The 13085-nt window shown below is 61.2% G+C and carries 12 protein-coding genes; 4 read left to right on the forward strand and 8 right to left on the reverse strand.

What is annotated here, in order from left to right; translation table 11 throughout:
* Window positions 1-131: 131 nt before the first annotated feature.
* Both GWQ27_RS05520 and argS read right to left on the reverse strand, forming a co-directional pair.
* Window positions 132-959, reverse strand: a complete 828-nt coding sequence (locus GWQ27_RS05520; RefSeq protein WP_059168219.1) for an SPOR domain-containing protein — start codon at window positions 957-959, stop codon at window positions 132-134.
* Between the two features lie 3 nt (window positions 960-962).
* Window positions 963-2708, reverse strand: coding sequence for an arginine--tRNA ligase (gene argS, locus GWQ27_RS05525; RefSeq protein WP_275906876.1), 1746 nt, complete (start codon window positions 2706-2708; stop codon window positions 963-965).
* 313 nt (window positions 2709-3021) lie between these two features.
* On the opposite strand from argS, the gene GWQ27_RS05530 reads away from it, so the two are divergent.
* The 3 genes from GWQ27_RS05530 to GWQ27_RS05540 all read left to right on the forward strand — a co-directional run bounded on the left by GWQ27_RS05530 (window position 3022) and on the right by GWQ27_RS05540 (window position 4960).
* Window positions 3022-3588, forward strand: coding sequence for an LON peptidase substrate-binding domain-containing protein (locus GWQ27_RS05530; RefSeq protein ID WP_021138448.1), 567 nt, complete (start codon window positions 3022-3024; stop codon window positions 3586-3588).
* 132 nt (window positions 3589-3720) lie between these two features.
* Window positions 3721-4290 (forward strand): sigma-70 family RNA polymerase sigma factor, encoded by a 570-nt coding sequence (locus tag GWQ27_RS05535; RefSeq protein WP_005318397.1) that lies wholly within the window; start codon window positions 3721-3723, stop codon window positions 4288-4290.
* Window positions 4283-4960: a ChrR family anti-sigma-E factor gene (locus tag GWQ27_RS05540; protein ID WP_275906877.1), complete on the forward strand. Its 678-nt coding sequence runs from the start codon at window positions 4283-4285 to the stop codon at window positions 4958-4960. Before GWQ27_RS05535 ends, GWQ27_RS05540 begins: the two co-directional genes overlap by 8 nt.
* A 63-nt stretch (window positions 4961-5023) precedes the next feature.
* Here GWQ27_RS05540 and bacA read toward each other — a convergent pair whose 3' ends face one another.
* The 6 genes from bacA to galE form a co-directional block, all read right to left on the reverse strand.
* Window positions 5024-5839, reverse strand: a complete 816-nt coding sequence (bacA, locus tag GWQ27_RS05545; protein WP_275906878.1) for an undecaprenyl-diphosphate phosphatase — start codon at window positions 5837-5839, stop codon at window positions 5024-5026.
* A gap of 271 nt (window positions 5840-6110) precedes the next feature.
* The gene (locus tag GWQ27_RS05550; RefSeq protein ID WP_275906879.1) at window positions 6111-7106 is read right to left on the reverse strand and encodes an aldo/keto reductase; all 996 of its coding nucleotides are present in this window, start codon (window positions 7104-7106) and stop codon (window positions 6111-6113) included.
* 182 nt (window positions 7107-7288) lie between these two features.
* Window positions 7289-8269 carry a galactose-1-epimerase gene (gene galM / locus GWQ27_RS05555; protein WP_265461753.1) on the reverse strand — a complete coding sequence of 327 codons (981 nt, stop codon included), beginning with the start codon at window positions 8267-8269 and terminating at the stop codon, window positions 7289-7291.
* Window positions 8270-8360: 91 nt separating this feature from the next.
* Window positions 8361-9509: a galactokinase gene (gene galK / locus GWQ27_RS05560; RefSeq protein WP_275906880.1), complete on the reverse strand. Its 1149-nt coding sequence runs from the start codon at window positions 9507-9509 to the stop codon at window positions 8361-8363.
* Window positions 9506-10564 (reverse strand): UDP-glucose--hexose-1-phosphate uridylyltransferase, encoded by a 1059-nt coding sequence (locus GWQ27_RS05565; protein WP_113721034.1) that lies wholly within the window; start codon window positions 10562-10564, stop codon window positions 9506-9508. Before GWQ27_RS05565 ends, galK begins: the two co-directional genes overlap by 4 nt.
* Before the next feature lie 82 nt (window positions 10565-10646).
* Window positions 10647-11660 carry a UDP-glucose 4-epimerase GalE gene (galE, locus tag GWQ27_RS05570; RefSeq protein ID WP_275906881.1) on the reverse strand — a complete coding sequence of 338 codons (1014 nt, stop codon included), beginning with the start codon at window positions 11658-11660 and terminating at the stop codon, window positions 10647-10649.
* Between the two features lie 204 nt (window positions 11661-11864).
* On the opposite strand from galE, the gene GWQ27_RS05575 reads away from it, so the two are divergent.
* On the forward strand, window positions 11865-12869 hold the full coding sequence (locus GWQ27_RS05575; RefSeq protein WP_011898254.1) for a substrate-binding domain-containing protein: 1005 nt from the start codon (window positions 11865-11867) through the stop codon (window positions 12867-12869).
* Window positions 12870-13085: the final 216 nt, after the last annotated feature.

Below are 13085 nucleotides of genomic sequence, written 5' to 3' on the forward strand. Positions count from 1 at the left end.
TGCCTGACTGGCTTTTCAACCCTGGGGGAGTATCCGAAGCGGGTCGACCTCTATCGAGACTTGGTAGGACAGAAAGGAGAAAGGGCCGGGTCTGTCGACCCGGCCCTTTCTCAAGGTTCCCCTGACAGGGTTCACCCCTTCTTGGGGATGCAACCGCTGATGCCAGCGCTTTGCAGCTTGCGGTTGGCCGCATCTGTGGCTGCCTTGCCGCTGAACGGACCCACCATCACCTTGTAGACGGCACCACCGGCTCCGTTGACAACTTGCAGGCTGGAGGAGAGCCCGGCGGTGAAGGCGATACGGGCCTTGAGCGATTCGGCAGAATCCTGCGAACGCAGGGCGGCGCACTGCATCATGTAGCGTCCGCTGTCGTCGCCCGTGGCTGCTGCAACTTGTGGTTTGGGCGCAGCGGCCCGCTCACGTTCCAGTTCGGCACGGATCTCCCGCTCCATCCGCTCCCGGTCCGCCTGACGATCGATCACCTGCTCCTGGGCGCTGGCCACAGGGGCGGGTTTGGCCGGTTGAACCGGTTGCGGCTTGTAGGGCTGCACCTGACCAATGGGCGTACCTGGTTGGGGGATGTCGGTCGGCACCGGCTGCGGCAGTTTCTCCGGCTGCAGGGTGAGCGTCTCCGCCGGTGGCGGCGGCAACACACCCGGCTGGGGAGGTGGCGCTATGACATCGACCTGCTTGTTTTCAAGCCGTTCGATATAGCTCCACTTCTCCTGGGGTAGACCATTGTTCTGCGTTTTGGGCTTGTTGGCCTTGACCTGTTCTTCAATGGTGGGGGCATCGCTGCCCTTGCCATTGATCATGTAAAGGAAGCCGCCGAAACCCGCCAGCAGCGCCCCGGCCAGCAGTGCCGGGATAACAGGAAAGCGGCGAGGTGCCGCTTTCTTGGTGTTACGACCACCGGCCCGTCTTCTCGGGCTGTTGCCGACGTAATCCCGGGTTGCCATCTATTACATGCGCTCCAGGGTATGAATGCCCAGCACGCCCAGACCCAGTTTCAGGACCTTGGCAGTGGCGGCGCACAGCAGCAGGCGGCTCTGGCGGGTGGCTTCATCGACGCCATCCTTGTTGATCGGACAGGCTTCGTAGAAGGTCATGAAGTTGCCTGACAGCTCGTACAGATAGGTACAGAGCAGGTGTGGCATGCCTTTGTCGGCAACGCCGTTGACCGCGTCGGAGAACTGGATCAGCTTCTGGGCCAGTACCTCTTCCGCCTCTTCGTTCAGGGTCACGTTGCCAATAAGCGTGCTGGCATCGATGTTGGCTTTGCGGAAGATGGACTGGATGCGGGTGTAGGCATACTGCAGATAGGGCGCAGTGTTGCCTTCAAACGACAGCATCATGTCCCAGTCGAAGATGTAGTCTGTGGTGCGGTTCTTGGAGAGATCCGCATACTTGACCGCGCCCATGGCGATGGCGTTGACCACGTTGCCCTTCTCTTCGGCAGAGAGGTCGCTGTTGCGGCTCTCCAGCAGGGCGGCGGCGCGCTCTTCCGCTTCATTGAGCAGGTCAACCAGCTTGACGGTACCACCGGAGCGGGTCTTGTAGGGACGGCCATCCTTGCCCAGCATCATGCCGAAGGCGTGGTGCTCGAGCGGTACGGATTCCGGTACATAGCCCGCCTTGCGGGTGATGGTCCAGGCCTGCATCAGATGCTGGTGCTGACGGGAGTCGATGAAATACATGACCCGGTCGGCGCCCAGGGTTTCATAACGGTATTTGGCACAGGCGATGTCGGTGGTGGTGTAGAGGAAACCGCCATCGCTCTTCTGGATGATGACGCCCATGGGCTCGCCATCCTTGTTCTTGAATTCGTCCAGGAAGACAACGGTGGCGCCTTCGCTCTCGACCGCCAGCCCTTTGGCTTTCAGGTCGGTGACGATTTGGGGCAGCATGTCGTTGTACATGGACTCGCCCATTATGTCCTTGTTGGTCAGGGAGACATTCAGGCGGTCGTAGTTGATCTGGTTCTGTTCCATGGTCATGTCGACCAGCTTCTTCCACATGGTGCGGCAGTACTCATCGCCACCTTGCAGCTTGACCACGTAGTTGCGCGCACGCTCGGCGAAGGCTTCGTCTTCGTCGTAGCAACGCTTGGCCTGGGTGTAGAAGGCTTCCAGATCCTTGAGCGCCATGTCGCTGGCGTGCTCGTTGGCCATCTTCTCCAGATAGGCGATCAGCATGCCGAACTGGGTACCCCAGTCACCAATGTGGTTGGCGCGCACAACGTTATGGCCGAGGAACTCCAGAGCACGAGCGGCCACATCACCGAGCACGGTAGAGCGGATGTGGTGCACCGCCATCTCTTTGGCGACGTTCGGCGCTGAGTAGTCCACCACCACGGTTTGCGGCGTCGGCAGCTTCACGTTGGCGTTGGCGCTGGTCACCATGGCTTCCACCTGGCCGGCCAGCCAGCGCTGGTCGAAGAAGAAGTTGATGAAGCCGGGACCGGCGATCTCGACCTTGGCGATCAGATCCGAGGCGGGCAGGTTTTCAATGATGGCAGCGGCCAGCTCACGGGGATTCTTGCGGGCCGGTTTGGCCAGCAGCATGGCCAGGTTGGTGGCCAGATCACCGTGAGCCTTCTCCTTGCATCGGTCTACTTGCACCCGGGCTTCCAGGTCCGCCGGCAAGACGCCTGCTGACTTGAGATTGGCTACCGTTTGTTCAAGTAGATGATGAATATGCTCTTTCATAACTGACCACCAAGGTTGCGCGTCGAAAAATGACTGATATATAAGGGCGTGAATTTTACCCGCATCGGCCCGAGAAAACTATAGGGACGGCCCGCCAGAGTTGGTCGGGCGGATATTTCACTGCATTTGCCACCACTATCCAGAATATTCACTGGGATAAGCGGTGCTTATCCATTTCTACTGCATATCGAATCGGGTTGTCCAGGCTATTTTCCCCTGATTGTTAAGGGTTTTTCTATTCCAACTGGCACTCAATGATCTGCTCTGGTGCGGCCGTCGTATCAAGAAGCATCTCCAACAGAGGAATAACCTGATGAAACTGGCGCTGTTTCCCCTCTCGGCTCACCTGCTGCCCGGTGGCATCATGCCGCTGCGCATCTTCGAGCCCAGATACCAGCGCATGATCGCCGAGGCGGGAGATCAGGGCTTTGTGCTCTGCATGCTCGACCCCCGCCAGCCCGATGCGCTGCGCAACATGTACCCCATCGCTACCCGGGTGCGAATAGTCGATTTCGATCAACTGCCGGACGGTCTGCTGGGCATTACAGTGCTCGGCATGGAACGGGTCAGGATCGTCGATCTGTGGCAGGAGTCCGACGGGCTGAGAGTCGGCGAGGTGGAACTGCTGCCGCTCTGGCAGACAGGACGACTCAATGCCGACCAGCACTCCCTAGTCAGTGCATTGCAGGAGGTGTTCAACGACTACCCGGAGTATGCGGCTCTCTACCACAACCCCGACTGGGATGATGCCAGCTGGGTGGCCCAGCGCTGGCTGGAGGTGTTGCCCATTCCCGTGGAGCAGAAGCAGTGGCTGCTGGCGGCGGAGAACAACCTGCCCGCGCTTTCCCTGCTGAGCGGCCTGCTGGTTGCCACTCATTGAGCGCGAATGTGCGACCCACGGGTGATCCTTTTTCCGCGTCAGGCGTAATGGTGATGACCACAACATTCAAGGTATGGCGCAATGGCATATACTGGCCAACCCCAATCGACTCTGCGCAGGATATCGCCCCCCATGGACAATCCAGATGGCGATCTGAAGTCTCTTCTCATTCGGGTGGCCGAACATGCCGACAAGGCCGCGTTTGCCACTCTGTTCACTCACTTTGCGCCGCGCATTCGCAGCTACGGCCTGCGTCACCTTGGCAGCGAGGCCAACGCCATGGAACTGGTACAGGAGACCATGCTGCTGGTGTGGCAGAAGGCTCGTCTCTACCATCCCGAGAAGGGGGCACCAACCACCTGGATCTACACCGTCATGCGCAACCAGAGCTTCGACATGCTGCGCCGCCGCCGCGCCAGCAAGGAGGATCTCTGCGCCGAGGAGTTGTGGCCCATGCTGGAGTTCAGAGCGGAAGAGGAGCATCTGAGCGGTGGTGAAGATGCGGTGCTGACCCGCCAGATGGCGCACTATCTTGCCACCCTGCCGGAACCGCAACAGCAGGTGGTACGCGGCATCTATCTGCAGGAGTTCTCCCAGCAGGAGCTGGCGGAGCGACTCGGCGTGCCTCTTGGCACCATCAAATCCCGCCTCAGACTGGCATTACAGAAATTGAAAGAGCAAGTGGAGCAAGGCCATGATTAAAACCCATCCGACTCACGCCATGTTGCACGCCTTCGCTGCCGACGAGCTGCCCCTGCCGCTGGCCGTCGGTGTCTCTGCCCATTGTGAGCTCTGCCCAGAGTGTGCTGCCAGTCTGCGAGCCTGCGAAGAGGAACTGGCTCGCCAGTATCTGGAGCCGACCGAGCAGCCTGCCGAGGTGAGCGAGCCCATGCCAGCCGGACTCGACGCCGTACTGGCCGGCATATTGCAGCAGCCAGTGGCCAGCCAGGCCGAGCTCGGCCAACCGGCGCCGTCTACCCCCGAATTGCAGGTAGCCGGCCATTCATACCGCCTGCCCCGGGTACTTGCCCGTCACCATGCCCCCAAGTGGCGCCATATCGGTGCCATTCGCCAGCACAGTTTGCCGCTGGACGAGATGGGGGCCCGCGCCAGTCTGCTTCACATCGAGGCCGGTGGTCGCATCCCCGAGCACACCCATCAGGGTTATGAGCTGACCCTGTTGCTGGCGGGCAACATGCAGGATGGTGACACCTGCTATCAGGCGGGGGACTTCATCTGGCGCGATGCCAGCCATGCCCACAGCCCGCATACGCCGGATGGTTGCCTCTGCTACACGGTGCAGGATGCGCCGGTCCAGTTCACCAAGGGACTGTCGCGGCTGCTCAACGGCATCACCCATCGTCTCTATTGAGGTGGGGCAGCAATAGAAAAAGGGACCGAAAGGTCCCTTTTTCATTCGGCTATTTGCCTGTCATCAGGCAACAAACACCAGGTAGACGGCGAAGGCCACGATGAAGCGGTAGATGGCGAACGGGATGAAGTCGAGGCGACGGATCAGCGCCAGGAAGGTCTTGATGGCAATCATGGCGACCACGAAGGCAGTGATGAACCCCATCGCAAACATGGGAAAGTCGGCCATGGAGAGGAGGTCGCGGCTCTTGTAGAGATCCAGCCCGCTTGCCGCCACCATCATGGGCACCGCCAGAATGAAGGAGAACTCGGCAGCTGCCTGACGGCTGATCCCCATCAGCATGCCGCCGCTGATGGTGGCACCGGAGCGGGAGAAACCGGGCCAGAGCGCCAGACACTGGAACAGACCTATGCCGAACGCCTGCTTGTAGCTGATGTCATCCAGGGTCTCGGAGCGTACCGCCGGACGAAACTTCTCGGCGATGATCAGCAAGATGCCGCCGGCAACCAGGGCGTACATCACGGTTTCCGGTCCGAACAGGTTGGCCTTGATCCAGCTGTGAATCCCCAAGCCGATGATCACGGCGGGCAGCATGCCGAGGATGATGTGCACCAGGGAGAGGGTGGCGTGATCCTGAGGTGGTTTCTGGCCAAAGTGGATGCCAATCAAGCCAAACAGGCGGCGCCAGAAGACGGCCACGACAGCGAGAATGGAGCCCATCTGGATCACCACTTCGAAGGTGGCGGCCTTGGGCCCTTCGAAGCCCAGCAGGTGGCCGACGATGATCATGTGGCCGGTCGAGGAAACGGGCAGAAACTCGGTCAGGCCCTCTACTATGCCCAGCACAAAGGCGACAAACAGGGCGTAAGACTCTGTCATGGTTCAGATCTCTTGGTTGATTGGTCCGGATAAGGTCAACCCCGAGCTGGGTCGGGGTGGCCAATGATGGAGGAAAACCGGGCAGGCAACCAGAAAATATTGGGGCGCTGTGAGGGGCTGTCGTCATACAGGGTTGCCAGATCCCACCCTGCCCCTCTCTTGCCAGGGGAGGGGGCCCATCTTTCGGGGAAGGTGCCGCCGTCACGCCCCTCTTGTCCATGCCGATGCAACAGTGGCTCCTCCCCCTTGCAAGAGCGGCGGCGGGAGAGGGTCAGGCCAGGGTCGTCTCTATCTGCCGTTGCAACGGCTCATCCAGCGGGGGTAAGGCGAGGGCATCGACAGCGTTCACTATCTGCTGGGGGCTGCTGGCGCCAATCAGGGCGCAGCTCACCACGGGATCGCGCAGCACCCACTGCAGCGCCAGTTGTGACAGATCCTGTCCTCGCTGCTGTGCCAGGGTGTGCAGGGCCCGGATCCTGGCCAGCTTGTCCGGAGTGATCTGTTCCGGCTTGAGAAAGGGGCTACCGCTTGCCGCACGGGAATCCGCCGGTATGCCCGCCAGATAACGGTTGCTGAGCAGGCCGCCAGCCAGTGGCGAAAAGGCCACCACGCCAACGCCTTGCTCGCGGCAGACCGGCAGGGTTTCGGCCTCTATTTCCCGCTGGAACAGAGAGTATTTGAGCTGATTGACCAGGCAGGGGGTCCCGAGTTCGGCCAGCCGGTTCGCCGCCCGAGCGGCCAGTTCGGCCGGATAGTTGGAAAGGCCGACATAGAGCGCCTTGCCCTGACGCACCATGAGCGCCAGTGCCTGGCAGGTTTCCTCCAGCGGGGTGCGGGGATCCGGCCTGTGGTGATAGAAGATGTCCAGGTAGTCGAGTCCGAGCCGGCGCAGACTCTGGTGCAGGCTGGCAAACAGATACTTGGCGCTGCCGCCGTCGCCGTAGGGGCCGTCCCACATCACATAACCCGCCTTGCTGGCGATGATCAGCTCGTCTCTGTAGGGGGCCAGACTGCCCTTGATCACGTGGCCGAAGGTGGTTTCGGCGGAGCCGGGGGGCGGCCCGTAGTTGTTGGCCAGATCGAAGTGGGTGATGCCCAGATCGAATGCCTGATGCACCATGGCCTTCACCCTGGCGGGATTGCTGCCCTCGCCGAAGTTGTGCCACAGCCCCAGCCCTATGCTGGGCAGGCGCAGGCCGTGGCGGCCGACGGATCGATAGGGTTGGTGCTGGTAACGGTCGGGGGCGGCCAGGTAGTTGTCATCCATAAAGACTCCTGAATCGGCTCGATAACTGTCAGTGTGCTGTCATGCCCGGTGTCGTTGGCCAAAGCTCCCACCCTTGCCGGAAGAAAGGGCGCAAACAAAGCGCCTCGTTGTCAGAGGGGGTGTCAGCCGGTTCCTCCCTTGACAGAGGGGAGGTCGGGAGAATGACGCCACCAGCACCTGTTTTAGTCTGCGGGGATAAAACGGTAACGGGTCTGGTGATGATAGTGCTGGCCCGGCAGCAGCCAGGGATCACCGAGCGCTGGCCGGTTGGGACTGTCTGGCAGCTGCTGCGCTTCAAGGCAAAAGCCGTCGTAATCCTGATGGGGCTGACCGCTGCGGTTCGGCGTGTTGGCCAGCCAGTTGCCGGTGTAGAACTGCAACGAAGGCTGGTTGGTATAGACCTCCATCGTCAGCTGTTTATCCCCCGACACCACCTGCGCTGCTCGCCCCTGTTCAGGACCATTGAGGAGAAAAGCGTGATCGTACCCCCTGGCCTGCCGTTGCTGGGGGTGGCTCAGCCAATCCAGGCCCATGGGGCGTGCAACCCGCAGATCGAAGGGACCTTCCACTGGCACAATGGTCAGCGGCAGGCCGCTGCCGTCGGTAGGCAGGAAGTAGTCGGCATTGAGACTGATGGCATGGTCGCGCACATCGCCGCCCTTGCTGCCCCCATCCAGATTGAAATAGGCGTGGCTGGTGAGGCTGACCGGAGTAGGGGCATCTGTGCTGGCTCTGAACTCCACCACCAGGTCGTACTGTTCCAGTCGATACTCCATCGTCACCCGCAAGTTGCCGGGAAAGCCCTGATCCCCTGCCTTTGACAGCAGGACGAGTTTGACCCGATCCGATTCCTGTTCCTTGATCTGCCAGATCCTGTGATGAAACCCCTCCCGTCCACCGTGCAGGCAGTGAGGCGGCTGATTGGCATCCAGAGCCCAGTGCTGGCCATCATGTACCAGCTCTGCCCCGCCGATGCGGTTGGCAAAACGGCCCGCGACGGCGCCCAGCCACACCTGTTGTGCGGGATAGGCTTCATCAGCGCAGCCCAGCAGCACTTCACGCCTTGAGCCTGCCACCGGCAGGGTGAGAGAGGTGAGGGTGGCGCCAAAATCGAGGCCGCGCAGGCGCAGCCCTTCTTCATTTTCCAGCTCGAATGGTGTCATGGTTTGCCTGCCCCTGTGCCTGTATGGGTACGGCAGACATGGCTGTCAGTCGTGATGATCGGGTGCATGCCGTCATGGGGTGTGAAGGCTGTCATAGCTTGCCCGCTCCTGCACTGGCGCGGCAGACATAGCTGTCGGCCTTGATGCCGAAGCGGGCCGGGTACTCGGCGTCGACGGCGGCAATCACCTCTGCGACCTGCGCCGGGCGCAGCAGGGCAACCACGCAGCCACCGAAGCCGCCGCCGGTCATCCGTACACCGCCCTCGCGGCCAAGCCTGGCTTTGATGATCTCCACCAGACCATCGATGGGGGGCACGGTGATTTCGAAGTCATCGCGCATGGCGGCGTGGGACTCGGCCATCAGTTGGCCGAGGCGTACCAGATCGCCGGACTCCAGCGCATCGGCGGCGGCCAGAGTGCGGGTGTTGTCGCCCACCACGTGGCGGGCGCGGCGGTAACAGACCTCATCCAGCCCGGCTTTGCCTGCTTCCAGTGCAGCCAAGTCCAGATCCCGCAGTGCCTTGACCCCGTAGTGGCGGGCGGCGGTTTCACACTGCTGGCGGCGGGTGTTGTACTCGCTGTCCACCAGACCGCGGCGCACGTTGGAGTTGACGATCAGCACCGCCAGATCGGATGGCATGGGGATGAGGCGGGTTTCGAGCGAGCGGCAGTCGAGCAGCAGGGCGTGATCCTGCTTGCCGCTGGCGGAGATCATTTGATCCATGATGCCGCAGTTGCAACCGACGAACTGGTTCTCCGCCTGCTGACCGTTGAGGGCAATCTCGGCCTGGCTGATGTGAAGCCCCAGCGCCTCCTTGAAAGCCTGGCCTATGGCCACTTCCAGCGAGGCGGACGATGAAAGACCTGCCCCCTGCGGCACGTTGCCCGAGACCACCAGATTGAGGCCGTGCAAGGCCTGGCCGCGCTCCTGCAGGTACTTCACCACACCGCGTACATAGTCGCTCCAGCGTTGGCTGGGGTGGTGCTCTATGGGCTGGTTCAGGTCGAACAGGTCGCGCTGGTTGTCGTAATCGGCGGCGATCACCTGCACCTGACTGTCGTTGCGCAGGCCGATGGCGACACAGGTTTCGTAGTCGATGGCGCAGGGCAGTACGAAACCGTCGTTGTAGTCGGTGTGTTCGCCGATGAGGTTGACGCGGCCGGGGGCGCGCACCAGCAGGTCAGGTTGCTGTTCGAACTGCTCGACAAAAACGGCGCTGACGCGTTGGCTGGGGGTCATAGGGCCTCCTCATTGGCTTGGCTGGTGTGTTTGTAGTGGATTGGACTGAGTGCGCGAAGTCGTTCTGCCGCTTGTTCCGGCGTCAGATCGCGCTGGGTTTCTGCCAGCATCTCGAAGCCCACCATAAATTTGCGCACTGTGGCGGAGCGCAGCAGCGGCGGATAGAAGTGGGCATGGAGTTGCCAGGCCTCGGGGCAGTCTGAATGGGGCGGGGCGAAGTGCCAGCCCATGGAGTAGGGAAAGCTGCACTCGAACAGATTGTCGTAACGGCTGGTGAGCTCCTTGAGCGCCACCGCCAGATCCTGCTGCAGCTCGGGGGTGAGGCTCAGCAGGGAGGGCACATGGGTCTTGGGCAGCAGCAGGGTTTCGAACGGCCAGGCGGCCCAGAAAGGAACGACTGCCAGCCAGTGTGCTGTTTCCACTACGATGCGGCTGCGATCCGCCAGCTCCCGCTCCACATATTCGACCAGCAGCGGGCGGCCGTGCTCGGCCAGCCAGTTGCGCTGGTGTTGCTCTTCGCGGGCGATCTCGTTGGGCAGAAAGTCGCTGCCCCAGAGCTGGCCATGGGGATGGGGGTTGGAGCAGCCCATGACGGCGCCCTTGTTTTCAAACACTTGCACCCATTGCCACTGGCTCGACAGCTCGGCCACCTGTTCCATCCAGGTGGTGATCACTGCCTCTATGGCGGGCAGCGGCAGCTCGGGCAGTGTCTTGCCGTGATCCGGCGAGAAGCAGATGACCCGGCTGGTGCCGCGGGCGGCTTCCAGTTTCAGCAGGGGATCCTGGTCGCCGCGGGTGGCCGGTGTGTCTTGCATCAGGGCGGCGAAGTCGTTGGTGAAGACGAAGGTGCCCTGATAGTCCGGGTTCTTGTCGCCGGTGACGCGCTGGTTGCCCGCGCAGAGGAAACAATCCGGATCGTGGGATTGGCTCGGCGCTTGACTGACCTTCTCGACCTGACCCTGCCAGGGGCGCTTGGCCCTGTGGGGGGAGACCAGCACATATTGACCGGTCAGCGGGTTGAAACGACGGTGGGGGTGATCAACAGGGTTGAACATCATCACTCCTCATTACCTGATGAAATGGATGGGGTGGCCGCCAACGGGGCCTGGAAGAGAGGGCGAGCGGCGCTGTGCATGCTTACGCCTCGTACCCCTGTGGATTTCTGGATTGCCAGCGCCAGCTGTCGGCGCACATGGTTGCGAGATCCCGGTTGGCGCGCCAGTGCAGCTCGCGCTCTGCTTTGCTCGGGTCGGCCCAGCACTCGGCGATGTCGCCAGGGCGTCTTGGTTCGATGCGGCAGGGTAGCGGTTGACCGGACGCGGCTTCGAATGCCGCGACCATCTGCAGCACGCTCTGGCCCTGGCCCGTGCCCAGGTTGTAGATATGTACGCCGCCCTGACGGGCGCAATGCTGCAGCGCTTTGACATGTCCCTCGGCGACATCCATCACATGGATGTAATCGCGCACGCCAGTGCCATCTATGGTGGGGTAATCGTTCCCAAAGACAGAGAGACAGTCACGACGACCGATGGCGACCTGGGTCAGAAAGGGCATCAGATTGTTGGGGATACCCTGGGGATCCTCCCCCATGGTGCCGGACTCGTGGGCCCCGACCGGGTTGAAGTAGCGCAGCAGCGTCATGCTCCAGTGCGGTTCGGCCCGGTGCAGATCCTCGAGGATCTCTTCGATGATCAGTTTTGATCGACCATAGGGATTGGTGGCGCTGCGGGGGAAATCTTCCCGGATGGGCGTGCTGGCCGGATCACCATAGACGGTGGCCGAGGAGCTGAAGACCAGGCTGTTGACCCCCGCGCGTTTCATCGCCTGCAGCAGGGTGAGGGTGCCAGCGAGGTTGTTTTCATAGTATTCGAGGGGAAGGCGGGTTGATTCACCGACCGCCTTGAGGGCGGCAAAATGGATCACGGCGGCTATCTGCTGTTCGGCGAAGATGCGATCCAGCAGTGCCGGGTCACGTATGTCCCCCTGATAGAAGAGGGGGGCACACCCGCTGATGGCGGCGATGCGGGCCAGCACGCCCACCTTGCTGTTGCAGAGATTATCCACCACCACAGGCTCCATCCCCGCGGTCTGCAGGGCCAGGCAGGTGTGGCTGCCAATATAGCCGCAGCCGCCGGTGACCAGTACTTTCATCCTCTTCTCCATGCTGAAAAAAGCCTGTGAAGGAGTTTAGCCGAGCCCCTGACGAGCAAACTGTGAACTGCTTAACAAAAGCATGTAAACGATTACACTCGTGTGGGTGGTCATAAATGACACGACTTGGCTTTTTCCCCTGTCATCACTGATGATGCCCGGTATAATGGCTCCGTCTTGAACTGTGAAATAAGTGAAAACAGCATGAGTACCATCAAGGATGTCGCCCGTTTGGCCAATGTATCTGTGGCAACGGTTTCACGGGTGATGAACAACTCACCCAAGGCCAGTGCTGCTTCTCGCGAGGTGGTACAAAAAGCCATGGCCGAGTTGGGCTATACCCCCAACGCCAACGCCCGAGCACTGGTCAGCAAGACCTGTGACACCATGGGCGTGCTGGTGGGTGACGTGGCAGATCCCTTCTTCGGTGCCCTGATCAAGGGGGTCGCTGCGGTGGCGGTGGAGCAGGGATTGCACCTGCTGATGGGTAATGGTTTTCACAGGGCGCAGCAAGAGCGCGAGTCCATCGATTTGCTGATCGGCAAGCGGTGCGAGGCGCTGGTGGTACACAGCAAGGCGTTGAGTGACGAGGAGTTGATCGATTACGCCCTGCGGGTGCCCGGCATGGTGCTGATCAATCGCGACATTCCTGCCTTGAAGGGGCGCTGCATCGCTCTCAATAATCGACAGGGGGCCGCCACTGCGACCCGGCATCTGCTGGAGCTGGGCCACCGGCATATCGCGTTTCTCAGCTCGGACCACGCCATCGAGGATGCTACCTTGCGGTTGCAGGGTTACCAGGATGCGCTGACCGAGGCTGGGCTGCGCGCCGATCCCGAGCTGGTCGAGAGCGGCATGCCCAACGAGGAGGGGGGGGAGCGCGCCATGCTCAACCTGCTGGCCAAAGGGCAGCCCATCACGGCTGTGGTTGCCTACAACGATGCCATGGCTGCGGGGGCCATCTCCGTGCTGGCTGACAACGGCCTCAAGGTGCCTGAGGAGGTCTCGGTGGTGGGCTTCGATGACATCATCTACGCCCGATACCTGAGGCCCAAGCTTTCCACCATGCGTTATCCCATCGAACTGATGGCGGCCCAGGCAGCCAAGCTGGCGTTGCAGCTGGCAGCGGGTGAAAGTGAAGCTGTGCAGAGCCGTATTTACACCCCGACGCTTATCAATCGTCACTCTGTGGCACCCGTTCGAGCCTGATCCCTCCTGTTTCCGTCAGTTTCCTGTCCCGGGTCGCCCTTTTTTCAGGTGGGCGATCCGGCTGCGCTCATTTTTACCTTCATTTAGCGATTTTTTACCCTGCTTTACTTAACACAATTGGTGTAATCGTTTACATCTGTGTGAGCAAGATCGCCGATCCCTGGACAAAACTCCCCTACACTGCATAGGTTTTCAGCGTCGATGCAGGGAGAGAAA

This window comes from Aeromonas sp. 5HA1 (assembly GCF_029237245.1).
Classification (GTDB): Bacteria; Pseudomonadota; Gammaproteobacteria; order Enterobacterales; family Aeromonadaceae; genus Aeromonas; species Aeromonas salmonicida.

What these genes read in the sequence shown, in the direction of transcription:
- GWQ27_RS05575 (WP_011898254.1), top strand. Translation starts at nt 11,865, where the DNA reads ATGAGTACCATCAAGGATGTCGCCCGTTTGGCCAATGTATCTGTGGCA.
- GWQ27_RS05530 (WP_021138448.1), top strand. Translation starts at nt 3,022, where the DNA reads ATGAAACTGGCGCTGTTTCCCCTCTCGGCTCACCTGCTGCCCGGTGGC.
- GWQ27_RS05540 (WP_275906877.1), top strand. Translation starts at nt 4,283, where the DNA reads ATGATTAAAACCCATCCGACTCACGCCATGTTGCACGCCTTCGCTGCC.
- GWQ27_RS05535 (WP_005318397.1), top strand. Translation starts at nt 3,721, where the DNA reads ATGGACAATCCAGATGGCGATCTGAAGTCTCTTCTCATTCGGGTGGCC.
- GWQ27_RS05520 (WP_059168219.1), bottom strand. Translation starts at nt 959, where the DNA reads ATGGCAACCCGGGATTACGTCGGCAACAGCCCGAGAAGACGGGCCGGT.
- galM (WP_265461753.1), bottom strand. Translation starts at nt 8,269, where the DNA reads ATGACACCATTCGAGCTGGAAAATGAAGAAGGGCTGCGCCTGCGCGGC.
- bacA (WP_275906878.1), bottom strand. Translation starts at nt 5,839, where the DNA reads ATGACAGAGTCTTACGCCCTGTTTGTCGCCTTTGTGCTGGGCATAGTA.
- GWQ27_RS05550 (WP_275906879.1), bottom strand. Translation starts at nt 7,106, where the DNA reads ATGGATGACAACTACCTGGCCGCCCCCGACCGTTACCAGCACCAACCC.
- galK (WP_275906880.1), bottom strand. Translation starts at nt 9,509, where the DNA reads ATGACCCCCAGCCAACGCGTCAGCGCCGTTTTTGTCGAGCAGTTCGAA.
- GWQ27_RS05565 (WP_113721034.1), bottom strand. Translation starts at nt 10,564, where the DNA reads ATGTTCAACCCTGTTGATCACCCCCACCGTCGTTTCAACCCGCTGACC.
- argS (WP_275906876.1), bottom strand. Translation starts at nt 2,708, where the DNA reads ATGAAAGAGCATATTCATCATCTACTTGAACAAACGGTAGCCAATCTC.
- galE (WP_275906881.1), bottom strand. Translation starts at nt 11,660, where the DNA reads ATGAAAGTACTGGTCACCGGCGGCTGCGGCTATATTGGCAGCCACACC.